Raw genomic sequence first — 26,232 nt, 5'->3', positions numbered from 1 at the left:
TCGGGTCCGTGGGCGGGGCCGCGTCGGCCGCGCTCGTCGGTCTCGGCGCGCTCGTCGCCGCGGCGGTGCTCGCCGACGCCCTCGGGGTCCGGCCGCTGCACTCCCGAGGTGGGTCCGCGGTGCTGCTGGCCGGCGCCGTGGCGGTCGCGGTGGCCGTCGGGCGGTGGGGGCACGCGTCGCGCGCAGCCGGGAACCGACGCCGTCCGCTCGCGGCTCTCGTCGCGGCCGCCCCGGCCCTCGTCGTCCTCCTCGACGCCGCCCTCGCGAGGGCGCTCCCGCTCGGGCAGCGGGTCGAGTGGTACCTCGGCGGCGACCACGTCCGGCACCTCGTGATGACGGCGCAGGAGCAGGCCGAGGGCACCCTGTCCTACGACCTGGCGACGTACCCACGGGGCTGGCACACCCTGAACGCCGCGGTCTGGGGGACGCTCGGGATCGACCCCGCCTCGTCGATCGCGCAGGCCGTGGACGTGTCCGCGCTGCTCACGTGGTCGCTGTCCGCCGCCCTCGCCCTGGCGACCGCCGCCCTCGCGACGTCGCTGGGGTCGCGGGCCGGTCTGTCGGGGCGCGCCGCCGCCGGTGCCGGGTTCCTCGCGGGCTGCGCGACGCTCTGGCCGGTCTTCCAGGCCAACTACCAGGCCCTCGGGCTCGAGGCGTCGCTCCTCGCGGCCTGCGTCCTCGCCGTCGTGCTCCGCGGGGTGCTCGACGACGCCACCGGGGTCCGCGGGCTCCTCGGCGCGGCCGCGGGCGTCGTCGTCGTCGCGCACACGTGGCAGCTGCTCCTGCCGGTCGTGGGGCTCGCGCTGCTGTGGTCGGGGTGGTCGGTCGCCCGACGGGGTGGCCGGCCGGCGGTGGGGACGGCCGTCGTCCTCCTCGCCACGGCGCTCGCGTCCGCCCCCGCGCTGGCCGCGGTCGTCTCGCGCGTCGGCGTGGGGCACGCCCGCGACGCGGACGTCGTCTCACCGGTCCCGTGGGTGCTGCTCGCCGTCGGTGTCGCCGCCGGCGTCCTGCTCGCCGTGCGCCACGGGGGCGGGGCGCGTCGGCTCCTCGCGCTGACCGCTCTCCCGGCCGTCACGGGGCTGTGCCTCGCGGCCTGGGTCGGGGTGACCCCCGGGACGTACTACCCGAGCAAGCTGATGTGGCACACGGCGGTCCTCGGGCTCGCGCCGGCGGCGGTCGTCGCCGTCGGCGCGCTGCGGGCGGTGGACCGCGCGGCGTTCGCCGGGTCGTCCGTGGTGCGGGTCGTCGGTGGCGCGGGCGTGCTGGTCGCCGTCCTCTACGCCCTCGTGGGCCCGGGGGCCGCCTTCGTCGGGGCCTGGTCGACGGCCGACGGCCCGACGGTCCTGCGGGTCGTCTCGACGCCCGGAGCGGCACGCGCGCAGCTGGTGGTCACCGACGGCCCGCTCATCACCGACACCGTCGCCCGCATCCTCCTCGACGCGGTGGACCCGCGACCCGGGGCGACACCCCGTCCGCAGGAGCCCCTCTCGCTCGACGAGGAGTGCCGACTGCTCCGCGGGGTCGCCCTGCCGACGGTCGTGACGGACCGCCCGGCGGACCAGGTGCGGGCCCGCTTCCGGTGCATCGCCCCGCAGACCCCGGTGGTCGTGCCCGTTCGTCCCGAGTAGGTCGGCCGAACGGTCGCCGGCCCGTCCCGGGGGCGGGTGCCCCGGGCCGGCCGCCGTAGCGTCCGGACGACCGACCGACCGAGAGCGAGGACCCGCATGGCCCAGCCCGCACTGGCCCCGTCGACGGCGAGGGCGTCCGGCGCGCTCCTGCGACGGTCGTGGGCCGAGCTGCCGGTCGTCGTCCGCTACGCCGTCGTGGGCGGTGTCACGCAGGCGGTGTACCTGTCGACCCTGGCGGGCGGGCTCGCCGTCGGGGCCCACTACCTCGTGGCGCTCGTCGTCGCCCAGCTGGTGGCGATGGCCTTCGCGTTCCCGGCCTACCGGGGCCAGGTCTTCCGGGCCGACGGTCCGCTCCGGCGCCAGCTCGTCGCGTTCGTCGGGGTGTGGTGGACCGGCGCAGCCCTGAGCCTCGGCGGGGTGCCCGCCCTCGTCGAGCTGGGCCACCTGCCGCCCCTCCCGGCCCAGCTCCTCGTCCTCGTCCTCGTCGTCGGGCTCAGCTTCGTCGGGCACCTGCGGGTGACCTTCCGGCGACGCCCGACCTCCTGAGCCACCGGCTCAGCGCTCGCGCACCCAGACGCGCAGGCCGGACACCTCGCCGGCCGGGCGCCACCCGGGGTCGGCGTCCAGCGCCGCCGCGAGCCGCGCCGTCGGCAGGTCCGACGTCGAGAGCAGCGCGCACGTCGCCCCCGTCACCGCGCGGGCCGACGTGTCGGCCCCGGTGAGGACGGCCAGGGCCTCGCGGTTGCGCTCCCGTCCCCAGTAGTCGGCGCGGGTGTCGACCCAGACCCGCACGTCGGGCCGCAGCAGGAGCACCGGACCGGCCGAGCCCGGGTCCGACACGAGCCGGCAGCCGCGCGGCAGCAGGGGGAGGGCCGCCGCCTCGGGGGGCCGGGCGAGCGTCGCGCCGGCGAGGAGGACCAGCGGCGAGAGCAGGACGAGCACCGCCGTGAGGACGACGCGCCAGGGCCGAGGGGCGGACCACCGGCGCACGACCGCGTGGCGGAAGACGCCCTCCGGCTGCGCGGCTCCGGCCCGCGCGACGACCCGGGCGGCGAGCCGCGTCGCGAGCAGGGCGGCGACGGGGGCGAGGGTGAGCAGCGCGACGCCGACGAACCGCACGCCGCCGAGCCCGCCGAGGGCCGCCGGGGCCCCGAGCACCGAGAGCGCGCCGAGCAGCCCGACGCGGTCGTCCGTGGCCCGGGCACGCCAGCGCCGCAGGACGAGCAGCACCGACGCGACCGCCAGCGCGAGCGCGGCGACGGCGGTCGGGACCCAGCGCGGCGCGAGCCCGTCGGCCGTGGGGGGCAGCCACTCGAGGATGGAGCCGTCGGCCGCCGCCTGGACGGTGCGGGTGACCGACCACGCGTCGAGGCCGTAGGGGCCGGCGAGGACCCCCGCGCCGAGGCCGGCACCGGCGCCGACGACGACGGCGACGCGCCGGGCGCGGTCCACCGCCGGGGCGCCGAGGCAGAGGATCGTCACGGCGAGCCAGGCGGCCGGGGCGAGCAGGAGCCACGACAGGTGCAGCCAGGAGCCCGCCCACGCGACGACGAGGCCGGCGAGCCCCGCCGCGACCGCCACGAGCGCCGGGGGACAGGTCGCCGAGGACCTCACCCCGCGGTCGGCGAGGAGCACCCACGCCAGCCACAGCGACTGGGCGACGAGCGTCGCGCGGGGCGAGACCATGGGGAGGGCGAGGAGGAGGACGACGAGCACGCCGGCGAGGGCGGGGAGCGGCCGCGCCCCGACCCGCCGCGCGAGCGCCAGGGTGAGGGTCGTGAACGTGAGCATCGAGGCGAGGCCCACGAGGAAGAGACCGGGCAGCCCGACGGCGCGCCAGGCCAGGCCGAGGGTGTCGTTCCACGCCGGTGAGGTCTGGGTGAAGAGGGCGTCGACCGGGTCCCAGCTCCACGAGTCCGGGCGGCGGAGCGGGGCTCCGGCCAGGTTCTCGACGCCGGCCCGGGCCTGCCAGTAGGGGTCGCGCTCGTCGACGACGCCGGCCCGCACGACGGCCAGCGCGGCGAGGGCCAGCCAGGGCAGCAGCCAGCCGCGCCCGGCCGGCCGGGTCACGGCAGGACCCAGCCGGTCGCCGTCCGGTCGGTCAGCGCGACGGCGCGGCGCCCGCCGGGTGCCGTCACGGCGAGGTCGCTGACGAACGCGGCGGTGACGCGCTCGGTCTCGACGTCCTTGTCGGTCGGTCCCGTGACCCTGACCGATAGGTCGGTCGCGCCCCGGACGGCCTCGACGTCGAAGGACAGGCGGGTGGGGGCGGCGTCGGTCACGTCGACGCGGGCGACCTCCCGGGAGCCGTCGGTGACGACGACCTCCCGCCGTTCCGCGCCGACGCCACGCACGGCCATCGAGACGGTGACCGGGGTGGTCTCGCCCGGGTTGGCCAGCGACACAACGGCGTACGGGCCGACGTACTGGCCGTACGTGCCGTCCACGGTCTCGGGCTCGTAGCCGCTCACCGACCCGAGCACCGGCGCGAGGACCTGGGCGCGCAGCGCGAGGTCGCCCTCCCCGGCGCCGCCGACCCGGCGCAGGTCCCAGGCGACGAAGGTGCCGTCGGCCGTCTCGGCCACCGGCTCGCCCCAGGCCGCGGTGAGGCGGGCCGACGGGTCCTGCGCCGCGGAGAAGCCCTGCGTGTCGACCTCGAGCGCGCAGAACCCGGCCGAGCGCAGGTCGGCGGCCAGGGCCGTGAGGTCGGACGGGTCGACCGCCGACTGCCAGGTCGCGGCCTCGGTGCCCCGCATCGCGGCCGCGCTGAAGCGGAGGTCGTCCGAGGCGAGGTAGGGCTTCAGCTGGTCGTAGCCCTGCATCGTGCCCGGGCCGAGCGTCTCGGGGTAGGGGAGCACGGGCACCTGGAAGACGCCGCAGCCGGCGCCGACCCGCTCCTGGAGGGTCGAGGTGTAGGCCCGCAGGCCGGCCATCTCGCGGGCGATGCCCCGGTGGTCGGGTGCGACCGCCGGGTTGGTCTGGTCGAGGCTGCCGACGACGACGAGCGCGCCGGCGACGAGGCCGGCGGTGAGCAGCCCCCGACGCCGTTCGAGCCGCGTCAGCCAGGCGCCGACCGCGAGCAGGGCGAGCGTGAGGATGTACAGGGACATGCGCGACCACGTCCGGACCTGTGGGGTCGCGAACACGGCGATGAACGAGCCGAGGCCGCCGACCGTGAAGAGGAGGAACGACACGAGCATCAGCCCGGACCAGCGCGCGTGCTCCGGGTCCGGCCGACGGCCGGCGAGCAGGGCCAGCAGCCCGATGACGGCGAGGCCCGTCATCCCCGCGACCCCCACCACGCCGAGCGCCGAGGTCTCGACGGTGGCCCGGGTCGCCGACCGGTAGGCGAACGTCAGGTACTGGAGCGCACCGACCCGGTGGTCCGGCCACGGCAGGACCAGGTCCATGAGCTTGCCGGCGAACAGCTCCGACTCGGCGGGGTTGCGCCCGGCGGGGACACGGCCCGTCACGAGGACGCCCCGCATCCCCAGCCGCGCCACCGCCAGCGGCACGGCGATGACCAGGCCGATGCCGCCCATCACCGCGAGGCCGCGCAGCAGGTCGGCCGGCACCCCGGCGACCCGCCGGGCCAGGGCCGCGACCGCCAGCAGGACGAGGGTGAAGGCCACGTAGTAGACCCCGCTGCCGCCGACGACGACGACCGCCGCGACGGTGACGAGCGTCCGGCCGCCCCGCCACCACGGCACCGGCCCGCCCCGGGGGGAGAGCAGGGCCCGGCCGCGGGCCACCTCGAGCACGAGCCACAGCGCGACGGGGACCACCCAGTACTGCGCGAGGTAGAGGTGCCCGAAGCGCTCGGCGTGGCCCGGCGCGTTGGCGAGGAGCACCCCGAGGACGAAGCCGGCGGGCCGTCCGAGCCCCTGGCTGCGCGCCAGGAGGTACCCCGTCGCGCCGGTCAGCGGGAAGGACAGGACGAAGTACACGCCGCCGGCCGTGTAGACGCCCGGCACCACGAGGTCCACGGCCTTGATGGCCAGGAGGTGCAGGACGTTGAGCTCGGGGAAGAACGAGCCGTCCTGACCGAAGGGGAAGCCGAGGTCGGGGTTGCGCCAGTACCAGCCGTGGTCGTGCACGTCCCTGAGCATCGAGAGCACCTGCGTGTGGTCCCACCCGAGGTCGATCGGGTTCGCGGGGTCCCACTGCCACAGGCGGAGCGACCACGCACCCACGGCGAGGGCGACGAGCACCGTGGCGGCCATCCAGGAGGCCTCACGGGCGCGTCGGGGTCGTGTCGTGCTCCCGGTGGCCATGAGCGTCGATTATGGTCGAGCCCCCGCTCCGACCCCGGCAGCTCGAGGAATCCCGTCATGTCGCAGGCCGATCCCGCCCCGGTGGCCGCCGGCCGCCGTGGTGTCCCGGTCGCCTCGCTCGCCGTCGCGGCGTGGGTCGTCGCGCTGTCCTTCTTCGTGCTCCTCGGGTCCGACCTCCTGTGGGTCGTCGCGCTCGGCGACACCGTGCGCGCGACCGGCGGCGTGCCCGAGGGCATCCCCTTCGCCACCGCCCCCCAGGACGGCTGGCACAACCCGGTCGTCCTGGCCGAGCTGCTCCTGTCCGTCGTGGCCGGGCTGGGCACCCCCGCCCTGGCGGCGCTCCAGCTCGTGCTCGTCGCCGGCACGCTGCTCGTCGTCCTCGCCGACGGTCGACGGGCGGGTGGCTCCGAGCTGCGCGGAGCCCTCGTCGTGTCGCTCGTCGTGGTCGGTGCGGCCGCGCCGTTCGCGGTGACGCGGCTCCCGTCGCTCTCGCTCGTCCCCTTCGTGCTGGCCGTGGCGTTGATGCGCCGGCAGCACGAGCGTCCGGACCGCGGCCTGTGGTGGATGGTGCCGCTCGTCGCGCTCTGGGGGAACCTCCACGGGGCGGTCCTCGTCGGGCTCGCCGTCCTCGGGGTGTTCCTCGTCCTCTCACCCGGCGGCGGCCCGTGGACCCGCCGGGTCGGCGTCGGCGCCGGGTCCGCGGTGGCCGCCCTCCTCACCCCCGCCGGGCTCTCGACGCCGGCCTACTACGCGCAGGCCCTGGGCAACGAGGCCGCCGTCCGCGGCACGGACCTCTGGGCCCGACCGAGCCTCGGGCACCCCCTCGACGTGGCGATGCTCGCCGCGGCCGCGGTCCTCCTGGCGCTCGCGGCGCGGGCCCGGATGCCCCTCTGGGAGTGGGCGGCCGCCGTCGGCCTGGCGCTCGGCACGGCGTCGGCCGCCCGCAACGGCGTGTGGCTCCTGCTCTTCCTCGCGGCCGCGGCGATGCGTCCGCGCGCAGCCGCGGAGCCGGCGCCGTCGCCTGCCGCACGACGGTCCGCCGTGCCACCGGTGGCCCTGGGCGCGGCCGCCGTCGTCGCCGGCGTCGTCCTCGCCGGACGCGGCCCGGCGGTCGGGCCCCCCGGGCAGGCGGCCGTCGGCGCCGTGCGCGAGGTCGCGGCGGGCCGGCCCGTCCTGGCGGTCGAGCCGTTCGCCGAGACCCTGGCGCGCGAGGGGGTGCGCGTCTGGGCGGCCAACCCCGTCGACGCCTTCCCGCAGGCGGTCCAGGCGGCCTACCTCGACTTCCTCCACGACGGCACGGTGCCCGTCGGAGCGGACGTCGGTGTCGTCGTCGTCGAGCAGGACGAGACCGCACCCGTGGTCGCCGACGGCTGGCGCGTCGTGCGCGAGGTCGGTGGCTACGCCGTGCTCGAGCGCGACGGCTGAGTCACCCGCGCCGCCAGAGCACCCACCGGCCCTCGGCGGCGGTCCGTGACCAGCCGGCCGCACCGGAGAGGCCCCGGTCGAGGGGCTCCCCGACCCGCGTGAGGACCGCGCGGACCCCGTGCTCGTCGGCGTACGCCTCCCAGCCGGGACGGGTCGCCGAGAACGCCTCGTACGCGGCGGCCGTCGCGGGGGAGTAGACCTCGGCCCGCAGGTCGCGGAGCAGCCGGACCTGCGGGTGGGCCCAGAGCACCCACCCCGAGGCGTACGCGTCGACGACGGTCGGCGTCCCGGCCGGCAGCCGCTCCACCGCCGCGTCGACGGCCCGCGGCAGCGGCCCGGCCTCCGGCCCGCCGAGGACCACGCCGGGGACGAGGAGGAACACGGCGGCCACGGCGAGCCCGGGCCACCGTTCCCGCCGTGCCGGAGGGCCCCCGGCGTGGAGCGTGCGGGCCAGGGCGGGCGCCACGAGGAGGGCTCCGACCGCGATGGTGCGGACGGAGGAGGCCGCGAGGACGACGCCCGCGCCGGCGAGGAGCAGCGCCGGGAGGTCGAGCCGCCGGGCGCGCACCAGCCGCACGAGCACGACGAGGGCGAGCACCAGGACGAGCACGAGGAGGGGGTTGGTCGGGGCCGGTGGCTTCCACTCGTTGACCGTGGTCCGGGCGGCCACCCCGACCGCGAAGGGCTCGACGAGCGCCCGCGGACCGAAGGGCCCGAGCACCGGGACGAGGGCCGTGCCCGCGAGCAGGGCCGCGAGCCGGCCCCACGGGACCGGTCCGGGGCGCCGCCCCAGGGCCAGCGCGACGAGGACGAGCAGCCCGAACCCGACGCCGAGCGGCCAGGACCCGTGCATCGCGGACCAGAGCCAGGCGACGGCGAGCAGCGACCACCGGGGGCGCCCGTCCACGAGCGTCCCGGTCCACAGGTGCAGGGACACGGCCGCGAGGACGAGGCCGAGCAGCTGCGGGCGCTCGCCCCATGCCGCCGACGTCGCGACGAGGGCAGCGGTCGCGACCACGACCGAGGCGAGCGGGCCGGCCCACCGGCGCGCGGTCGCGGCGAGGAGCGCCGCGAGGGCGACGAGGAGCAGCGCCCGGACGGCGTGGATCCCGGGGACACCGGCGACGTCGTCGACGACACTCATCCCGACCTGCGCGAGCCACTGGGTCGGCACGTACGGACGGTCCGCGAGAACCGTGAGGGGGTCCGGGAGCGCGCCGAACCACTCACCGTCGCGCAGCGACCGTCCGATCCGCAGGTGCAGCCACAGGTCCACGTCCGGGCCCGCGCGCAGCCGCAGGAGGAGTGCTGCGAGCACTGCACAGACGGCCCAAGCGATCACCAAAGGCGTTCTGGCGCTTCGGTCTTCGCGATGCGGGTCGGGTGTCGTGGACATCTCGCTGGCCTCGGGGCGGTGGGTGGTCGTGGACGAGCATGTCACGACCGGCGCGCGGCCCCGGGGAGCGATCGGCCGAACGGTTGACCCGGTCGCACCGTACGGGCGGGCGCGTTCGGGCCCATCGGTCCATGCCGCTCGCGGGCCGGACCTGACAGCGTGGTGACTGCTCGACAGCACCCCTCCGTACCGAAAGGCAACACCCGTCATGACCAAGGCCCTCGTCAAGCTCCAGATGAAGTTCAACGACCTCCGCTCCGAGAAGGGTGCGACCGCCGTCGAGTACGGCCTCATGGTCGCCCTCATCGCGGTCGTCATCATCGTCGCCGTCGCGCTGCTCGGCACCCGCCTGAGCACCATGTTCAACAACGTGGCCGGCAGCATCTGATCTCCGGATCACCACTGCTCGGGGCGTCGGTCGCGGTCGGGGGACCGACGGGACCGACGCCCCGAGCCACATCCGACAGGAGCAGGTGACACCCATGACCCAGCACGTCATCCGACGGACGGCGGCGGCGCGGTCGCGCCTGGCGCCCCTCCTGGCCACACGCCGCGAGCGCGGGGCCACCGCGGTCGAGTACGCGCTGATGATCGGCCTCGTCGCCATCGTCATCATCGCGTCGGTGACCATCCTCGGCCGCAACCTCACCACCTTCTTCCAGAACGCCGCCGCCAGCATCTGACGGCACCGGCGCCGGCGGACCGAGTGGTCGCCGCGGCCGGCTCCACCGCAGGACCCCCGCCACCCGGTGGGGCAGCACACGCAGCTGAACTCACCTCTGTAAGGACACCGTTCCCATGGGTCGTCGTATCCTCGCCATCCTCACGGCCGCCGTGATCGCGCTCGTCGGGGCCGTCCTCGTCCTCGTGTACGCGCGGGGTGCGGACGCCCGCGCCGTGGCCGCCGCCAGCCCGACGAAGGTCTACGTGTCCAACACGGTGGTCCCGGCCGGCACCTCCCTGCGGGACGCGGTCCGCCTCGGCCAGGTCGTCCAGACCGACGTCGCCGCCCGGGCCAAGCCGCTCGGCGCGCTCGAGAAGGTCGACGAGGACAACAGCGACCTCGTCGCGCTCACCGACGTCCAGCCCGGCCAGTACGTGCTCGCGGCAGCGTTCGGGGACACCCCGGTCGGCGAGAAGAAGCTCCAGATCGACCCCGGCAAGCTCGCCGTCTCGGTGCAGCTCCAGGACCCGGCGCGGGTCGGCAACTTCGTCACCCCGGGCTCCTACCTGACGATCTTCATGACCTACCAGGAGACTCCATCGGGCGGGGCCGGTGACGGCGCGGACGCCTCGACCGGCATCCAGAAGACCTCGGTCCTCCTCGACAACGTCAAGGTCATCGCGATGGGTGACGCGTCGCTCACCCCGGTGCAGACGACCGACGGCGACGGCGCCGAGGCCCAGAGCGCGAGCTTCCTCGTGACGCTCCAGGTCACTCCCGAGGACGCCGTGCGCCTCGTCCACGCGATCAACGGACGGACCCTGTACGCCGCCCTGCGCGGCTCGGAGCTGAAGATCAGCCCGACCCTCGAGGCCGACGACCTCAACATCTCGAAGGTCGCGGCGCAGTGATCATCCTCTGGGACCCCGACCCCACCGCGGTGGAGCGCTACCGCTTCGCCCTCGGACCGGACACCACGGCCCTCGACTCCTCGATCGTCGTGGGGCGCACGCTCCACGACGACCCCAAGGTCGACCAGGTCGTCATCGGCCAGGACGTCTCCCTCGACGACGCGTGCGCCCTCGCGGAGGGCGCCCGCCTCGACCGCCCCGAGCTCGGCGTCATCCTCCTGCGCTCGCGCATCGACGTCACGACCCTCTCGCAGGCGCTGCGCTCCGGCATCCGCGAGGTCGTGGGCGCCGACGACCACACCGGGCTCGCGGACGCCCTGCGGCGCAGCCGGGAGCTCACCGCCCGGCTCGTCGGGCACGCCGGCGGCGGCACCTCCAAGGACGGCAAGATCATCACGGTCTTCTCGGCCAAGGGCGGCGTCGGCAAGACGACCGTCTCGACGAACACCGCCTGCCAGCTGGCCCGGCTCGGGCACAAGACCCTGCTCATCGACCTCGACCTCTCCTTCGGCGACGTCGCGATCAGCCTCCAGCTCGTGCCGGACCGCTCGGTCTTCGACGCCGTCGCCATGGCCGGCACGATCGACGACGAGGGGGTGCGCAGCCTCGTGACGACCCACGAGACGAGCGGTCTCGACGTCATCTGCGCCCCGAACGACCCGGGCGACGCCGACCGCATCCCCGTCTCGACCGTCGCCGAGCTGATCAAGGTCGCCCGCCGGACCTACGACTTCGTCGTCGTCGACACCCCGCCGAGCTTCACCGAGCACGTGCTCGCGTCGGTCGACCTCTCCGACATCCTCGTGCTCATCGCGACCCTCGACATCCCGGCCGTCAAGAACCTCCGCGTCGCCATCGACACGCTGGACATGATCGGCAGCCCGAAGGACTCGCGCGTCATCGTCCTCAACCGCGCGGACGCCAAGGTCGGCCTGCGCCCGGAGGACGTCGAGTCCGCCATCAAGACCGCGATCGCCGTCAACATCCCGAGCTCGCTGACCGTCCCCGCGTCGGTCAACCGGGGTGTGCCGATCGTCCTCGACGAGCCGAAGCTGCCGGTCAGCGTCGCCATCCGCGACCTCGTCGACCACCACATCCGCCCCCGCTCCGCGGGCGAGGACGTCGAGCCCGTCGACGCCCACGCACGCCGAGGTCTCTTCAGGAGCCGTCGATGAGCCTCGCCGACCGTCTCGACAGCGTCCGCCGCGCCCAGGCCGCGGTCTCCCAGGCGCAGCAGCCGACCACCGCCGGCGGCGCAGGCCCCCGGCCGGGTGCGGTGCCGCGGCGCCGGGTGCTCGACCCGTTCGGCGAGGTGAAGGGCCGGGTCCACCAGGCCCTCATCGAGAGCCTCGGGCCGCGCCTGTACGACCCGCACCTGCCGGAGGCCGAGCTGGCCCAGCAGGTCCGCACCACGCTCCAGCAGACGATCGACGCCGAGCAGAGCCCGCTCTCGCACGCGGACCGCACCCGGATCGCGCAGGAGGTCTCCGACGAGATCCTCGGGCACGGCCCGCTCGAGCCGCTGCTGCGCGACCCCGAGATCTCCGAGATCATGGTCAACGGCCCGGACAGCATCTACGTCGAGCGCAGCGGCAAGCTGTACTCGGTCGAGACGCACTTCTCGAACGAGGCGCACCTGCGGCGCGTCATCGACAAGATCGTCGGCCGCGTCGGCCGGCGCGTCGACGAGGCGAGCCCCCTCTGCGACGCCCGCCTGCCCGACGGCTCGCGCGTCAACGCGGTGATCTCCCCGATCGCCCTCGACGGCGCGATGCTGACCATCCGCAAGTTCTCGCAGGACCCCTACACCGACGCCGACCTCATCGCGTTCGGGACCATCACTCCGAGCGTGCGCGACTTCCTCAAGGCGTGCGTCATGGGTCGGCGCAACATCGTCATCTCCGGCGGTACGGGCTCGGGCAAGACGACGACGCTCAACGTCATCTCCTCGTTCATCCCCGAGGACGAGCGGATCGTGACGATCGAGGACGCCGCCGAGCTCCAGCTGCACCAGGACCACGTCCTGCGCCTGGAGTCGCGACCGGCGAACATCGAGGGCAAGGGCGCCATCGCGATCCGTGACCTCGTGAAGAACTCGCTGCGCATGCGGCCCGACCGCATCGTCGTCGGCGAGGTCCGCGACGGCGCCGCCCTCGACATGCTCCAGGCGATGAACACCGGCCACGACGGGTCGATCACGACCGTGCACGCCAACACCCCGCGCGACTCGCTCGCCCGCCTCGAGACGATGGTGCTCATGGCCGGTGTCGACCTGCCGGTCCGGGCCATCCGCGAGCAGGTGGCGGGTGCGGTCCAGCTCATCGTCCAGCAGTCCCGCCTCAAGGACGGCTCACGGCGCATCGTCGCCATCACCGAGGTCGTCGGGATGGAGGGTGACGTCGTGACGCTCCAGGACATCTTCACCTTCGACTGGGCCGCCGGCCGCGACGAGAACGGCCGCTTCCGGGGCACCCTCGTCTCGACCGGCCTGCGGCCGAAGTTCCTCACCGAGCTGCACGACCTCGGCATCGAGGTCTCCCCGCAGCTGTTCATCAACGGGGCCCGGCTGACGTGAGCCCCCACCTGCTCCCGCCACGCCACCGGGCGGCCGTCCTCCCGGTGGCGGTCGTGGCGCTCGTCGTGCTCCTGGCGCTCCTCGTGCCGGTGCTCGCGGCGTCCCGGGCGCACGCCGCCGACAGCATCCCCTCGACCCTCAGCGACGTGCGCGTCAAGGGCGACGAGGTCACCGCGACCCTCGTCCTGCGGCCGGGCAGCAAGGTCGACGTGGACTGGAAGAGCGTCAGCGCCACCTTCGGCTCGCGGATCGTGCCGGTCGCCGTCTCCGCGCCGACCAAGCAGCCCCGCTCGACCATGCTCGTCATCGACACGAGCGGCTCGATGGGGGCCGCCGGCATGGCCGTCGTCCGCGACGGCGTCGACCGCTTCCTCGCGGCCGTGCCGCCGGACGTGAAGGTCGGTGTGGTCTCGTTCGCGTCCACCTCCGGCATCGACGTGGCGCCGACCACCGACCGCGCCGCCGTGCGCAAGGCCGTCGGCGCGCTGCGCGCCGGTGGTGAGACCGCCCTCTACAAGTCCGTGCAGGACGCGGTCCGTGGCCTCGGCACCGAGGGCGAGCGCAGCCTGCTCCTCCTCAGCGACGGTGGCGACACCGTCGCCGGCCTCGACGGCGGGAGCGCCGCGGAGTCCGCGGAGCAGTCGAAGGCGCTGCGCGCCCTCGAGCGGGCGAAGGTCCGGGCGGAGGTCGTCTCGTTCAACTCGGGTGAGGCGAACGTCCAGGTCCTGCGCCAGTTCGCCGCTGCCGGAGGCGGTTCGGTGGCCGACGCCGCCGACCGCGCCGCCGTCGCCGCGGCCTTCGACGCCGCCGCCGTCGCCCTCGACTCGCAGGTCGTGCTGACGATCAGCAAGCCCGCCGACGTCGGGGGCGACCAGCTGCTGACGGTCGACGGCACCGCGTCCGGGCGCTCCTTCATCAACAGCTCGCGGCTCGACCTCGGCGACGTCGCCCCGGTCGAGGTGCCCGAGGACGACGGCCCGGTGATCGCCCCCGTCGCGCAGACCGACCCCGCGGCGCTGGCGACCATCACCGCGGTCGCGCCCGCCTTCCTCGTGCCCGCCGTCGCCGTCGTCTTCCTCGGCGTCTTCGGCCTCGCCGTCGCCTTCGCCGCCCCGGCCTTCCGCAGCCGGCGCGCGGAGCGCCTCGAGGCCATCGAGGGGTACGGCATCGGCCGGGCGCGGGCCCAGGCGCGGCAGGCACCGACCGCCGCGGCCATCAGCGAGTCCATCGTCTCGATGGGCGAGTCGTTCATGGAGGGACGCGACTCGACGACCCGCACGATGGAGCTGCTCGTGCGCGCCGACCTGCCGTGGCGCGCGGGGGAGTGGCTCGTGCTGCGCCTCGTCGCCGTCGTCATCGGCATCGCCGGCGGCATCCTCCTCGTCGGCTCGGTCCCGCTCCTCGGAGGCGTGCTCGGCGCGTTCGTCGGGCTGGTCCTGCCGCCGGTCTTCCTGCGGACCCTCGCCAAGCGGCGGGCGCGCAAGTTCGAGACGCTCCTGCCGGACGTCATGATGCTCGTGGCGACGTCGCTCGCCTCCGGCTTCAGCCTCCTCCAGGCGCTCGACTCGGTCGCGCAGGACGCCGGCGAGCCCGCGGCCAAGGAGTTCAGCCGCGCCCTCGCCGAGGCCCGCATCGGCTCGGACGTCAGCGACGCGCTCGACAAGATGGCCGTGCGGATGGACAGCCCGAACATGCGCTGGACGACGATGGCCATCCGGATCCAGCGCGAGGTCGGCGGCAACCTCGCCGAGACCCTCCGCACGACGGCCGCGACACTGCGCGAGCGCGAGATGTTGCGCCGCCAGGTCAAGGCGCTCTCGGCCGAGGGCCGCCTCTCGGCCTACGCCCTCATCGGGCTGCCCATCGGCCTGTTCCTGTACAGCACGGTCGCCAACCGCGCCTACGTCAGCCTCCTCTGGACCCGGCCGCTCGGATGGCTGATGCTCGGCGCGGGGATCGTGGCGATGGGGCTCGGCGTCGTGTGGATGCGCAAGATCGTCAAGATCGAGGTGTGACGTGATCCTCCTGCTCACCGCCGCCGGCTTCGTCGCCCTGGCGATCGTCCTGCTCGTCCTCGCCGTGGGGATGGGCGCCGGCTCCGCGACCGGCGTCGCCCGCTCGCTCGAGCTCCTCCAGCAGAAGCCGACGACCCGCGACGTCGCGACCAACGAGCTCGGCGTCCAGGAGCGGCTCCTCGCGCCGACGCTGGACCGACTGCGCGGCTTCGCGGACCGGCTCTCGCCGGCCGGCACCGGCGGGCGGATCGCCCGCAACCTCGAGCGGGCCGGCAACCCGTCGATGTGGACCGTCGAGCGCGTCATGGGGGCCAAGGGGCTCGGGCTCATCCTCGGTGTCGTCGTCACCCTGCTCGTCATGGGGCTGTCCGTCACGGGGATGCTCGCGGCCGTCGCGGCCGGCGTCCTCGCCTTCTTCCTGCCCGACCTGCTCGTCTACAACGCCGGCATCAAGCGCCAGCAGGACCTGCGCAAGGGCCTCGCCGACTCGCTCGACATGCTCACCGTCTGCGTCGAGGCGGGGCAGGGCTTCGACGCCGCCATCCTCCAGGTGGCCCGGACCGTCCACGGCCCGATCGCCGGCGAGTTCGCCCGCGTGCTGTCCGAGATGCAGATCGGCAAGTCGCGCGGCGAGGCGTTCTCGTCGCTCGGCGAGCGCACGACGGCGCCCGAGATGAAGAACTTCGTCAGCACCCTCGTCCAGGCCGACCGGCTCGGTCTGCCCATCGCCGCCGTGCTGCGCGAGCAGACGAAGGAGATGCGCGTCGTGCGCCGTCAGCGCGCCGAGGAGCAGGCCCAGAAGGTCACGGTGAAGATCCTCTTCCCGCTGCTGCTGTGCATCTTCCCGGCGCTCTTCATCGTCATCATCGGCCCCGGCGTCATCACGATCATCGACTCGTTCAGCTCGATGTGACCCGCGCCCCGCGCGAGCCCGCACGTGCGGGCTTCTCGTGGTGGGGCGGTGCGCCCGGACCTCCTCGGAACATCCGCGACGTCACGGTGACGACCCGGATGTTCTCTCGTGACGGGGATGCATCCCCGTCACGGCGGAGGTTCCGCGTCCTCGCTGTGAACGCGGCGGCCGGCGGGAGTCGTTCTCCCGCAGCGGGTCAGGTGCGGTCGACGTCGGCGACGAGGCCGAGGCGCACGGCCGCGATGACCGCGCTCGCCCGGTTGTGGGCGCCGAGCTTCTCGTAGATCTTGCCGATGTGCGTCTTGACGGTCGACGGGCTCATGAAGAGCTGTCGCCCGACCTGCGCCACCGACGCACCCTCGACGAGGAGCTTGAGCACCTCGGTCTCGCGGCTCGTGAGCGTCGTCTGGGGGGCCTCGTGCTGGCGGCGCATCGCCTCGGCGAGACCGCTCGCGGAGAACTCGAGAGGGAAGTCCGCGGCCCGGCGCACCGCCGAGAGCACCTGGTCCGCCGGTGCGCTCTTGCGCACGAGCGCGGAGGCCCCCGCGTCGAGCGCCTCGAGCAGGGTGGAGTCGTCGTTGAGCATCGTGAGGACGACGAGCCCGATGTCCTTGGAGCGCTCGCGGACGGCCCGCACGAGCGAGAGGCCGCTGCCGTCGGGCATCGTCACGTCGATGACGGCCACGACCCGTCCGGGGGGCGGGGTCCGGAGCAGGCGGTCGAAGAGGGCCCGACCCTCGGCGAGCGAGCCCGCCTGACCGACGACGCTCACCTCGTCCTGGGCGTTGAGCATCCCCGCCACGGCCTCGCGGACCACCGCGTGGTCGTCGACGAGCACCACGCTGATCGTCACGGTCTCTCCCTCGGTTGGTTCAGCTCGCAGGATGGAGCGTCCCGGCAGGCGACGGCTCCTCGACGGTCAGGTTAACGGTGGTGCGGCCGTTCGGCTCGTTGCGCACGACGAGTGTCCCGGTCAGCTCGTCGAGCGTGGTGTTGCGGTAGGAGCGCCGCGCGCGTCGCGGGTCGCCGTCGTGCGACACCTCGACGACGGCCGGGCCGACGACGGAGGTGCTCAGGCTGACCCACGCGTTGCGGGCCCCGGAGGCCTGTGCGTCGGCGAGGACGTCCATGACGAGGCGGTGGACGAACATCTCGACGCGCGGGTCGAGCCGGCGCCGGCCCTCGCTGACCGTGACCGTCGTGCGGACGCCGGTCATGCTGCCGAAGCTCTGGACCGCGGCACCGAGCACCGCGCCGAGACCGCTGCCCGGTCGCTCGGCCACGCGCAGGTCGGTGATGTGGGTGCGCAGGTCGGCCATGGCCTCGCTCAGCTGCTCGCGCAGCCCGTCGAGGGCGTCGCGCATCCCCTGACCGGGCGGGCCCGCCTGCATCCGCAGCGCGTCGACGGCGTACCCGAGCGCGGCGAGCTCCTGGGCGATGCCGTCGTGGATGTCGCGCGCGATGCGGTTGCGCTCCTCGAGGCTGGCGTACTGCCGCAGGTTGCCGAAGAGGAGGCCGGCCTGGACGGTCGGGGCGAGGCGGCGCGTCACCTCGGAGACGGCGCGCCGCTCCTCGTGGCTGAAGGGGTGGTCGACCCCGCGCTCGACGACGACGACGGTCGTGGGGCCGACGCCGTAGGCGAAGGGGACCACGAGCGCGCTGCGCTCGCCGAGCTCGTCGGCGAAGGGGATCTGGGTGGGGCGCCAGCTCGCCGGGTTCTGCGCCAGCAGGTCCGACAGCGCGTCGGCGAGGTACCAGGGCGCCCGCGTCGAGCCGCGCAGCGCGACCGGGACGAGGTGCTCGGAGTCGGAGGCCACGAGGACGGCGCTGCGGGAGGAGGGGACCTCGGCGGAGAGCAGGTCGAGCGCGAGCGTCGCCCCTGCCGGCGCGTCGAGCCCGGTGGCCATCTCCTCGGAGAGGTCGTGGAGCCGCTGGATCAGCTGGATGGCCTCGCGCGCAGCAGGATCCGCGCTCTCGGAGTCGCTCTCGACGGCGAGCCGCTGGTTCCACGCGCCGAGCGCCCCGAGGACGAGGGCCGCGGCGACCCACGCGACGAGCCCGATGCGGAACCCCTGGTCGGTGTTGTGGCCCACCGAGGTCAGGAGGTAGACGGCGCTGCCGACGACGCAGGTGCCGAGGTAGCCGACCCGGCCGAAGCGGGAGCCGGCGTGGTACGCGGGGACGAGGAGGAGGAGCGAACCGGACTGCGCGGCAGCGTCGTAGCCCGCCCCCGCCGCGCCCGCCGAGAGGCAGAGGAGGGTGAGGACGACGGTGTCGAGGAGCCCCTGCCGCGAGATCGGGAGGCGGTCGAGGGCCGTGACCACGAGGTCGAGCGCGAGCACCGCCAGGAGCCACGGCGCGAGCTCGACGATCTTCCCCGCCAGCACGGCGAGGAAGATGCTCAGCACCGCGAACGCGAGGCGGATGGTGGCGGACGCGTCCATGCGCGCCAGCCGGAACAGGCGGACCACGGTTCACAGGGTACGGGCGCGACGCCGATCCCTCCTGTCATTCGGAGTTCTCACAGGCCCCTGTGTGATCATGGAGGCGGAGTCAACGCTCGGGGAAGGACGGGGACGTCTGGTGAAGGGTCGTGTGCTCGTCGTCGACGACGACCTGGCGCTCGCGGAGATGCTCGGCATCGTCCTGCGTGCCGAGGGTCTCGAGGTGGAGCACGTCGCGGAGGGCGGAGGTGCCCTGGAGCTGTTCCGGCAGTACCGGCCCGACCTCGTCCTGCTCGACGTCATGCTGCCCGGCACCGACGGCCTCGAGGTCTGTCGCCAGATCCGCGGCGAGTCGGGCGTGCCGATCGTCATGCTCACCGCGAAGACCGACACCGTCGACGTCGTCCTCGGGCTGGAGTCCGGGGCCGACGACTACGTCGTCAAGCCGTTCAAGCCCCAGGAGCTCATCGCCCGCATCAAGGCGCGGCTGCGGCGCGGCGACGAGCCGGCGCCCGAGCGCCTGACCATCGGCGACCTCGTCATCGACGTCGCCGGCCACACGGTCGCGCGCGACGGCCGGCCGCTCGGCCTGACCCCCCTCGAGTTCGACCTCCTCGTCGCGCTGGCGCGCAAGCCCTGGCAGGTGTTCACCCGCGAGGTCCTCCTCGAGCAGGTGTGGGGCTACCGGCACGCCGGCGACACCCGGCTCGTCAACGTGCACGTGCAGCGCCTGCGCAGCAAGATCGAGCACGACCCCGAGCACCCCGAGATCGTCGTGACGGTCCGCGGCGTCGGCTACAAGGCCGGCCGGGCCTGACGGTGCCCGGGGCCGCCGACGTCGGCGTGGGTCGGGACACGTCGGCCCGCGAGCCGGTCCGTGGGGTCGTCGTCGGCCCGACCGCACCGCCCGCACCGCGGCGCGAGCGGCCGGCCGTCGTCCTGCTGCACCGGGTCTCGGCCGGCGGGGGGCGTCGCCTGCGCGGGCTGCGCCGACGCTGGCGGCAGTCCCTGCGCCTGCGGGTCGTCGCGACGACGATGCTGCTCGGCCTCGCCGTGGTCAGCGTCCTCGGCTCGGTGCTGCACGAGCAGATCGCGACCGGGCTCGAGCGCAGCCGGATCACCAACTCGCAGTACGAGGCCCTGTCGCTGACGTCGCGGGCGCAGGTGCAGTGGAACGCGTCGACGTCGGCGTCGGTCGACGAGCTCAACCGGTCGGCGACGGACATCATGACGCGCATCCTCAGCGCCCCCGGGCCGGACCCCAGCCGCTACGTCGTGATGAACCGGTCGACGAACAACGACAGCGACATCGTGCTCGTCGAGGCGCGCAGCAACCGGGCGGTGGGCATCGACGCCGTGAGCCCGCAGCTGCGGACCGCCGTCGCCGCCGACCCTGGCCGGCAGCACACGCAGGTGAGCACGCTGCGGCTCGGTGGGCGCGAGGTCCCGGCCGTCGTCGTCGGCAGCGTCGTGACGATCCAGAACGCCGGCCTCTACGACCTCTACTTCATCTTCCCGATGGAGCAGGAGGTCGCGACGATGGACCTCATCGGCAACGCGTTCCTCGTCGCCGGCGTCATCCTCACCCTCCTCGTCGGGGCGGTCGCCTGGGTCGTCACCCGCCAGGTCGTCACCCCCGTGCGGCGCGCCGGGCAGGTCGCCCAGCGGCTCTCCGCCGGACGGCTCAACGAGCGGATGCCGGCGCGCGGCGAGGACGACCTCGCGCTGCTCGCGACCTCCTTCAACAACATGGCCGACAGCCTCCAGAGCCAGATCCGCCAGCTCGAGGGGCTCTCCGCGGTCCAGCAGCGGTTCGTCTCCGACGTCTCGCACGAGCTGCGCACGCCGTTGACGACGATCCGGATGGCCGTCGACGTCCTCCACGGTTCGCGCGACGAGTTCGAGCCCCCGGTCGCGCGCTCCGCCGAGCTGCTCGCAGGCGAGCTCGACCGCTTCGAGGCGCTGCTCGCCGACCTGCTCGAGATCAGCCGGTTCGACGCCGGCGGGGCCGTGCTCGATCTCGAGCCGGTCGACCTGCGGGGCACCGTCGCGAAGGTCGTCGAGGCGGCGCGCCCGCTCGCCGAGCGCCGCGGGAGCGTCGTCACCGTCGTCACCCCGGACGGCCCGGCCGAGGCCGAGGTCGACGAGCGCCGTGTCGAGCGCATCCTGCGCAACCTCGTCGTCAACGCGGTCGAGCACGGCGAGGGCCGGCCCGTCGAGGTGCGCGTCGGGGTCGACGAGCACGCCGTCGCCGTCGTCGTCGAGGACCACGGGGTGGGCCTGCGCCCCGGCGACGCGGCCAACGTGTTCACGCGCTTCTGGCGTGCCGACCCCGCCCGCGCCCGCACGACCGGTGGCACCGGCCTCGGGCTCTCGATTTCCCTCGAGGACGCCCGCCTGCACAACGGCTGGCTCCAGGCGTGGGGCGAGCCGGGGGAGGGGTCGCGCTTCCGCCTCACGCTGCCCGCCCAGGCCGGCACCAGCCTTCACTCCTCCCCGCTGCCGCTCAGCCCCCGGGACGAGCAGCCGTGAGGTCCACCCGCCTGCTCGCGGTGCTCGTCGCCGCGCTGCTCCTCGCCGGGTGCAGCGGGCTGAGCGGCGGGGGCCCGGTGCAGCCGGGGCTCGACGTCTCGGCGCCCATCGCCCCCCAGATCGGGCTGGTCTACCCGGGCCCGGACGCCAGGGCGGACCAGGACCGGGAGGCCATCGTCAGCGGCTTCCTGCGGGCCGGGGCCTCGAGCGACGGCAAGTACGACAACGCCCGCAAGTTCCTCACCTCCCGGATGGCCGAGCGGTGGCAGCCGGACGAGACCCTCGTCCTGCTCTCCGGGAGCGAGTCGCCGACGACCCGCCTGCTCGACCCGGCCACCGTCCAGGTCACCGCCCCGGTGGCCGGGACCGTCGACGCCGACGGGCGCTACACCGCGGCCGAGCCGGGCAGCTCCACCTCGGCCCGCTTCTCGCTCACCTCCGTCGGCGGGCGGTGGCGCATCGACGGCATGCCGGAGGGCTTCGGGCGGTGGATCGCCGACGACGACGTCCCCCGCCTCGTGCAGCCCTTCGCGGTCCACTACGTCTCGACGAGCCACCGGGCCACCGTCCCCGACGTCCGGTGGTTCCCGCTGGACCGGCTGCTGACCCGGCTGGCCAACGCGCAGCTGGCCCCCGTCCCCGACCACCTCCTCGGGGCGGCGACGACCGCCGTACCGGCCGGCGCACGGCTCCTCGGCGACGCCGTGTCCGTGGACGCCTCGGGGGTGGTGTCGGTCAACCTCATCGCGAGCCGCCTCGCGCCGGGTGAGACGACCCGCGAGAACATCTGGGCCCAGTTCCTCACGACCCTCACGCAGGACCCGACCGTCACCGCCGTGACGCTGCAGATCGACGGGGTGCCCGTCGACCTCGACGGCGTCGAGGGTCCGGTCTCCTCGCTCGAGCGCATCGGCTTCCCCCTCGAGTCCGAGACCGCCGCGGTCCCGCCCGTCGTGCGCCGCGGGGCGACGGTGGCGGTCTTCGACCCCACCGGCAGCGTCCGCGAGAAGGGGGCCACGGGCGGCGCGCGCACCTACCCGGACGTCCCGGCCGACTTCACCCACCTCGCCCTCTCCGCCGACGGTGCCGAGACCGCGGCGGTCGACCCGTCGGGCGACGGGCTCTCGCGCTGGCGCGGGACCAACCGGTACGAGGTGCCGCCCTTCGGCACGGACGTCGGGGCCCCCGCCTACGACCGCCGCGGGTTCCTCTGGGCCGGGGCCGTGGGCTCCGACGGTGCCCGCCTGTTCACGGTCGACACACGGGTGTCCCCGGCGGACCTCGTCGCCGCCCGCGCCCAGCCGGTCCAGGCCCCCTGGCTCGCCGGCCGTCGCGTCCTCGAGGCGCGGGTGGCCACCGACGGTGACCGGGTCGTCGTCCTGTCCTCGCGCCCCGACGGGAGCGCGGTCCGGCTCGACCTCGCCGGTGTCGTGCGCGGCGGGGGCCAGCGGCCGGAGCGGCTCTCCGCCCCGCTGCGGCTGGGGGCCTGGATCACCCGGGCGACCGGGCTGACGTGGGTCGACGCGCAGCAGGTCGCGACGATCGCCTCGGTCGACGGGGCGCCGGCCCGCCCCGTCCTCGTCTCCGTCGACGCGGCGGTGTCCACGCTGCCCGAGGCCGGCGGCGCGAGGGCCGTCGCCGCGACCGCGGGCGAGCGGGGTCTCTACCTCGTGACCCGGGAGGACCGGCTGCTGTCCCGCTCGGGCCTGCGCTGGGTCGACAGCGGGGAGGCCACCGACCTCGCCACACCCGCCGGCTGACCACCTGGCAGTCGTCCACAGGGACGGCCGCCGTCGGTCACCGTCCACAGGGGCCACCGCGCCGGCGGCCACGCCCGTCGCGGCACCGACCCGGTGCGCCAGGCTGGACCCGGACCGAGCGGGAGGTGGCGGCGGGTGGACGAGCGGCGCGGGCGGCGGGGCGGCCGGTGGACGGCGCCGGCGGAGGTGCCCGGTGCCGTGCGCGCAGGACTCAGGGACGCGGTCGGCCTCGTGCTGCCGGTGCGCTGCGGCGGCTGCGCGGCACCCGGCGCCGCCTGGTGTCCCGGCTGCCGCCGGGCGGCGGGCGTCCCGCTCCCCGGGAGCGGCCCGGTCCCGGGGGCGGACCCGCAGGTGTGGGCCGCGACGGCCTGCGCCGGCCCCGTCCGGCTCGCCGTGACCGCCCACAAGGACGCGGGGCGCGCCGACCTGCGCCCGGAGCTCGCCGGGCTCCTCGCCACGGCGATGCACCGGGCCCTCGTCACGGATCCCGGCCTGCGGGCCGCGCGCCCGGACGGCACGGTGCTCGTCGTGCCCGTCCCGACCTCCCGTCGGGCCGGACGGCGCCGGGGAGAGGACGCGGTGGCGGCACTCACGGCCACCGCCACCCGGCGGCTCGGGGACCCCTCGCTGACGTGCCGACCGGTACTGCGGCACACCCGGCCGGTGGCCGACCAGACCGCTCTCGGACGAGCGGCACGGGCGGCGAACCTCGCGGGGTCGATGGCCGTCCGGGCCGCTGACCTGCGGCTCCTCGACCACGCCGTCTGCCTGCTCGTCGACGACGTCGTGACGACCGGGGCGACGCTGGCCGAGGCCGCCCGGGCGCTGCAGGCGGCGGGCGCGGTCCACGTGGTGGCGGCGGTCGTCGGGGCGACGCCCCCGACGACGTCCCGGGCGAGGGTGTCCGCGTGACGAGCACGACGAGACCGGTTCTCCCGTCGTGGTTGTGAGGCCCCTCAGGTGGGGCTAGCGTCTGTGCATGGACCCCGTGTTCCGGAGGTGGTGCCCCTGTCGCTGAGTGTTCGGCCCCCACACCATCGAGCACGAGGAGGACCACGTGGACATCGTCGTCACCGGACGGCACCTGACCGTCTCCGACCGATTCCGGGACCACATCGAGGAGAAGCTGGCCAAGATCACCCAGCTCGCCCCACGCACCCGGCGGGTCGAGGTCATGGTCAGTCATGAGGCCAACCGCTCCCAGGCCAAGGCCTGCGACCGGGTGGAGGTCACCTGCTACGCGAAGGGCCCCGTCGTGCGCGCCGAGGCGTGCGCCGACGACAAGTACGCGGCCCTCGACGTGGTGATCGACCGGCTCATGGAGCGCCTGAGGCGTCAGAGCGACCGCAAGCGGGTGCACCGCGGCCGTCGCACGCCCGAGTCCGTGGCGATGGCCACCTCCCGGATCCAGGCCCCGGACGCCCCGGCGGCCGAGAGTGAGGACGTGCCCGACGACCCGTTCGGCGACTCCCCGATCGAGGTGCGCGAGAAGGTGCACCGCTCGACACCGATGACCCTGACCGACGCCCTGGCCCAGATGGAGGCGGTCGGCCACGACTTCTACCTCTTCCACGACGTCGACACCGACCGCGCGAGCGTCGTGTACCGGCGCCGCGGGTGGTCCTACGGCGTGCTCCACCTCGATCTCGAGGAGGGCGGAGACGTCCAGGAGGCCGCGTCGTAGCGCCTTCCCGGGCGTGGGGGCCGCACGGCGGCCCGCGGACCTGACACGATGACGACGTGACGGACGAGGTGAGTGGGGTGGCGGAGGCGCACGGGACCGACGAGGTCTCCGGGCTGCCCTCCGGCCCCGTCCGCGTCGTCATCGCCGACGACCACGCGCTCTACCGGCAGGGCATGGCGATCGTCGTCGAGCTCGACGGGGCGGCCACCGTGGTCGGCCAGGCGAGCAACGGCAGCGAGGTCGTCGAGCTCTGCGCCCGGCTGCACCCCGACGTCGTCCTCATGGACGTGCGGATGCCCGTGGTCGGCGGCATCGAGGCGACGGCTCGCCTCCACGCCGCCGACCCGCGCATCCGCATCCTCATGCTCACCATGAGCGACGACGAGGACGACCTCTTCGAGGCGATCAAGGCCGGGGCGAGCGGCTACCTGCTCAAGGACCTGCCGGGCGAGGAGGTCGCCGACGCCATCCGCCGGGTCCACGACGGGCAGGCGATCATCCCGCCGGGGATGGCCGCCACGCTGCTCCAGGAGTTCAGCCGGCTCAGCCAGAACGACGCGCCGCCGGAGGGCCCCGAGCCGACCACCCTGACCGACCGCGAGGTCGAGGTCCTGCGCCACGTGGCGCGGGGGATGGTCAACCGCGAGGTCGCCGAGGCGCTGGGCATCGCCGAGAACACCGTGAAGAACCACGTCCGGAGCATCCTCGAGAAGCTGCACCTGCACTCGCGGGTCGAGGCAGCCGTCTACGCGCACCAGCAGCGGCTCGTCCCCCCGGATGCCTGAGCCGGCTCCGGTCCGGCTCACCCGCCCCGCCGCGCGCCGCATCGCGCTCGCGGCGCAGGGCTTCGCCCGGCCCCGTCCTCCTGCGCCCGGGGTGCGCGACCTCCAGCGCGTCGTCGACACCGTCGGCGTCGTCCAGATCGACAGTGTCAACGTCGTGGTCCGCAGCCAGTACCTGCCCTTCTTCTCGCGGCTCGGCCCGTACGACACCGGCCTGCTCGACCGCGCCCGCGACCGCGCGCCGCGGCGGCTCGTCGAGTACTGGGCCCACGAGGCGTCCCTCGTCCCGCCCTCGACCTGGCCGCTCCTGGACTTCCGGATGCGCCGCGCCCGCGACGAGTCGTGGGGCGGCATGCAGCGCGTGGCCCGCGACCACCCGGGCCTGGTCGAGACCGTGCTGGCCGAGGTGACCGCCCACGGGCCGATGACGAGCCGCGAGGTGGAGGCGGCGCTGGCGCACGACCTGCCGCGCGAGCGGGAGCACTGGGGCTGGAACTGGTCGCTCGTCAAGAACGCCCTCGAGCACCTGTTCTGGGCCGGGCGGCTGAGCAGCGCGGGGCGCACACCGCAGTTCGAGCGGCGTTACGCGCATCCCGCGCGGGTGCTGCCCCCGGCCCTGCGCGAGGCCGCGCTCGACCCCGCCGCGCGACCCACCGACGAGGAGGCCTTCCGGCGGCTGGTCGAGATCGCCGCCCGGGCGCACGGCGTCGGCAGCGAGCAGTGCCTGCGCGACTACTTCCGGCTGCGGCCCGAGCAGGCCCGACCGGCCATCGCCGCCCTCGTCGCCGACGGCGTCCTCGTGCCCGGCGTCGTCGAGGGGTGGAGGCGACCGGTCTACCTCCACCGGGACGCGCGGCGGCCGCGACGGGTCCACGCCCGGGCCCTGCTCTCGCCGTTCGACTCGCTCGTCTGGCAGCGGGACCGGGTCGCCGCCCTCTTCGGGTTCGACTACCGCCTCGAGATCTACGTGCCCGAGGAGCTGCGGGTGCACGGCTACTACGTGCTGCCGTTCCTCCTCGGGGACGAGCTCGTCGCGCGGGTCGACCTCAAGAGCGACCGCGCCGCCGGCCTGCTGCGGGTGCGGCGGACGACGTGGGAGCCGGGGCGCGGCGGCGAGGCCGACCGCGCCGAGCTCGACGCGGAGCTGCTGCTCCTCGCCGGGTGGCTCGGCCTGGCCGGGGTCGCCGTCGACCCTCGCTGAGTCGCCCTGTGCGACAGCGCCGTCCGAG

At 74.9% G+C, this 26,232-nt stretch carries 22 protein-coding genes; 17 read left to right on the top strand and 5 right to left on the bottom strand.

Annotation, left to right across the window (positions count from 1 at the left end; translation table 11 throughout):
• The first annotated feature begins 8 nt into the window (after nucleotides 1–8).
• Both KMZ30_RS10045 and KMZ30_RS10040 read left to right on the top strand, forming a co-directional pair.
• Complete coding sequence (locus KMZ30_RS10045; RefSeq protein WP_215512789.1) at nucleotides 9–1,628, top strand: hypothetical protein; 1,620 nt, start codon at nucleotides 9–11, stop codon at nucleotides 1,626–1,628.
• Between the two features lie 96 nt (nucleotides 1,629–1,724).
• Nucleotides 1,725–2,174, top strand: a complete 450-nt coding sequence (locus KMZ30_RS10040; protein ID WP_215512788.1) for a GtrA family protein — start codon at nucleotides 1,725–1,727, stop codon at nucleotides 2,172–2,174.
• Between the two features lie 9 nt (nucleotides 2,175–2,183).
• Here the strand turns inward: KMZ30_RS10040 and KMZ30_RS10035 are convergent, their stop codons facing one another.
• Both KMZ30_RS10035 and KMZ30_RS10030 read right to left on the bottom strand, forming a co-directional pair.
• Nucleotides 2,184–3,698: a hypothetical protein gene (locus tag KMZ30_RS10035; protein WP_215512787.1), complete on the bottom strand. Its 1,515-nt coding sequence runs from the start codon at nucleotides 3,696–3,698 to the stop codon at nucleotides 2,184–2,186.
• Nucleotides 3,695–5,902 carry a hypothetical protein gene (locus KMZ30_RS10030; protein WP_215512786.1) on the bottom strand — a complete coding sequence of 736 codons (2,208 nt, stop codon included), beginning with the start codon at nucleotides 5,900–5,902 and terminating at the stop codon, nucleotides 3,695–3,697. The genes KMZ30_RS10035 and KMZ30_RS10030 overlap by 4 nt, the downstream gene beginning before the upstream one ends.
• 57 nt (nucleotides 5,903–5,959) lie before the next feature.
• Between KMZ30_RS10030 and KMZ30_RS10025 the strand changes: the two genes are divergently transcribed.
• Nucleotides 5,960–7,327: a hypothetical protein gene (locus tag KMZ30_RS10025; RefSeq protein WP_215512785.1), complete on the top strand. Its 1,368-nt coding sequence runs from the start codon at nucleotides 5,960–5,962 to the stop codon at nucleotides 7,325–7,327.
• A 1-nt stretch (nucleotide 7,328) separates the two neighbouring features.
• On the opposite strand, the gene KMZ30_RS10020 is transcribed toward KMZ30_RS10025, so the two are convergent.
• Complete coding sequence (locus tag KMZ30_RS10020) at nucleotides 7,329–8,669, bottom strand: hypothetical protein (protein WP_215520008.1); 1,341 nt, start codon at nucleotides 8,667–8,669, stop codon at nucleotides 7,329–7,331.
• A gap of 262 nt (nucleotides 8,670–8,931) precedes the next feature.
• Here KMZ30_RS10020 and KMZ30_RS10015 point away from each other — a divergent pair, with 262 nt between their 5' ends.
• From KMZ30_RS10015 to KMZ30_RS09985, 7 genes are all read left to right on the top strand, one after another.
• Nucleotides 8,932–9,111 (top strand): Flp family type IVb pilin, encoded by a 180-nt coding sequence (locus KMZ30_RS10015; protein WP_215512783.1) that lies wholly within the window; start codon nucleotides 8,932–8,934, stop codon nucleotides 9,109–9,111.
• Nucleotides 9,112–9,205: 94 nt separating this feature from the next.
• Nucleotides 9,206–9,406, top strand: coding sequence for a Flp family type IVb pilin (locus KMZ30_RS10010; RefSeq protein WP_215512782.1), 201 nt, complete (start codon nucleotides 9,206–9,208; stop codon nucleotides 9,404–9,406).
• A 115-nt stretch (nucleotides 9,407–9,521) separates the two neighbouring features.
• A complete protein-coding gene (cpaB, locus tag KMZ30_RS10005; protein ID WP_215512781.1) occupies nucleotides 9,522–10,298 on the top strand; it encodes a Flp pilus assembly protein CpaB in 777 nt (258 codons plus the stop codon).
• Nucleotides 10,295–11,473 (top strand): CpaE/TadZ family protein, encoded by a 1,179-nt coding sequence (locus KMZ30_RS10000; RefSeq protein ID WP_215512780.1) that lies wholly within the window; start codon nucleotides 10,295–10,297, stop codon nucleotides 11,471–11,473. The genes cpaB and KMZ30_RS10000 overlap by 4 nt, the downstream gene beginning before the upstream one ends.
• The gene (locus tag KMZ30_RS09995; RefSeq protein ID WP_215512779.1) at nucleotides 11,470–12,873 is read left to right on the top strand and encodes a TadA family conjugal transfer-associated ATPase; all 1,404 of its coding nucleotides are present in this window, start codon (nucleotides 11,470–11,472) and stop codon (nucleotides 12,871–12,873) included. Before KMZ30_RS10000 ends, KMZ30_RS09995 begins: the two co-directional genes overlap by 4 nt.
• Nucleotides 12,870–14,888, top strand: coding sequence for a type II secretion system F family protein (locus tag KMZ30_RS09990; RefSeq protein ID WP_308279723.1), 2,019 nt, complete (start codon nucleotides 12,870–12,872; stop codon nucleotides 14,886–14,888). The genes KMZ30_RS09995 and KMZ30_RS09990 overlap by 4 nt, the downstream gene beginning before the upstream one ends.
• Nucleotide 14,889: 1 nt before the next feature.
• Nucleotides 14,890–15,801: a type II secretion system F family protein gene (locus tag KMZ30_RS09985; RefSeq protein ID WP_308279721.1), complete on the top strand. Its 912-nt coding sequence runs from the start codon at nucleotides 14,890–14,892 to the stop codon at nucleotides 15,799–15,801.
• 196 nt (nucleotides 15,802–15,997) lie between these two features.
• Here the strand turns inward: KMZ30_RS09985 and KMZ30_RS09980 are convergent, their stop codons facing one another.
• Nucleotides 15,998–16,654, bottom strand: coding sequence for a response regulator transcription factor (locus KMZ30_RS09980; protein ID WP_215512778.1), 657 nt, complete (start codon nucleotides 16,652–16,654; stop codon nucleotides 15,998–16,000).
• A gap of 19 nt (nucleotides 16,655–16,673) precedes the next feature.
• Entirely contained in the window at nucleotides 16,674–18,272 is a 1,599-nt protein-coding gene (locus tag KMZ30_RS09975; RefSeq protein ID WP_215512777.1) for a sensor histidine kinase, read from the bottom strand.
• Between the two features lie 112 nt (nucleotides 18,273–18,384).
• Between KMZ30_RS09975 and mtrA the strand changes: the two genes are divergently transcribed.
• The 7 genes from mtrA to KMZ30_RS09940 all read left to right on the top strand — a co-directional run bounded on the left by mtrA (nucleotide 18,385) and on the right by KMZ30_RS09940 (nucleotide 26,204).
• On the top strand, nucleotides 18,385–19,062 hold the full coding sequence (gene mtrA, locus KMZ30_RS09970; RefSeq protein ID WP_308279719.1) for an MtrAB system response regulator MtrA: 678 nt from the start codon (nucleotides 18,385–18,387) through the stop codon (nucleotides 19,060–19,062).
• A 26-nt stretch (nucleotides 19,063–19,088) separates the two neighbouring features.
• Nucleotides 19,089–20,777 carry an MtrAB system histidine kinase MtrB gene (gene mtrB, locus KMZ30_RS09965; protein ID WP_308279718.1) on the top strand — a complete coding sequence of 563 codons (1,689 nt, stop codon included), beginning with the start codon at nucleotides 19,089–19,091 and terminating at the stop codon, nucleotides 20,775–20,777.
• Nucleotides 20,774–22,537 carry an LpqB family beta-propeller domain-containing protein gene (locus KMZ30_RS09960; protein WP_215512775.1) on the top strand — a complete coding sequence of 588 codons (1,764 nt, stop codon included), beginning with the start codon at nucleotides 20,774–20,776 and terminating at the stop codon, nucleotides 22,535–22,537. Before mtrB ends, KMZ30_RS09960 begins: the two co-directional genes overlap by 4 nt.
• Nucleotides 22,538–22,672: 135 nt before the next feature.
• Nucleotides 22,673–23,449, top strand: a complete 777-nt coding sequence (locus KMZ30_RS22350) for a ComF family protein (RefSeq protein ID WP_215512774.1) — start codon at nucleotides 22,673–22,675, stop codon at nucleotides 23,447–23,449.
• A 145-nt stretch (nucleotides 23,450–23,594) separates the two neighbouring features.
• Nucleotides 23,595–24,221 carry a ribosome hibernation-promoting factor, HPF/YfiA family gene (gene hpf / locus KMZ30_RS09950; RefSeq protein ID WP_215512773.1) on the top strand — a complete coding sequence of 209 codons (627 nt, stop codon included), beginning with the start codon at nucleotides 23,595–23,597 and terminating at the stop codon, nucleotides 24,219–24,221.
• Nucleotides 24,222–24,277: 56 nt separating this feature from the next.
• Complete coding sequence (locus KMZ30_RS09945) at nucleotides 24,278–25,006, top strand: response regulator (RefSeq protein WP_308279717.1); 729 nt, start codon at nucleotides 24,278–24,280, stop codon at nucleotides 25,004–25,006.
• Complete coding sequence (locus KMZ30_RS09940) at nucleotides 24,999–26,204, top strand: winged helix-turn-helix domain-containing protein (protein ID WP_215512772.1); 1,206 nt, start codon at nucleotides 24,999–25,001, stop codon at nucleotides 26,202–26,204. Before KMZ30_RS09945 ends, KMZ30_RS09940 begins: the two co-directional genes overlap by 8 nt.
• The last annotated feature ends 28 nt before the right edge of the window (nucleotides 26,205–26,232 follow it).

Origin of the sequence: Phycicoccus mangrovi, assembly GCF_018729305.1 — a bacterium.
In the GTDB taxonomy this organism is placed as follows: domain Bacteria; phylum Actinomycetota; class Actinomycetes; order Actinomycetales; family Dermatophilaceae; genus Phycicoccus; species Phycicoccus jejuensis.
The sequence above is the reverse complement of the archived record's forward strand: the minus strand, read 5'-3'. Positions and strand labels throughout refer to the sequence as shown.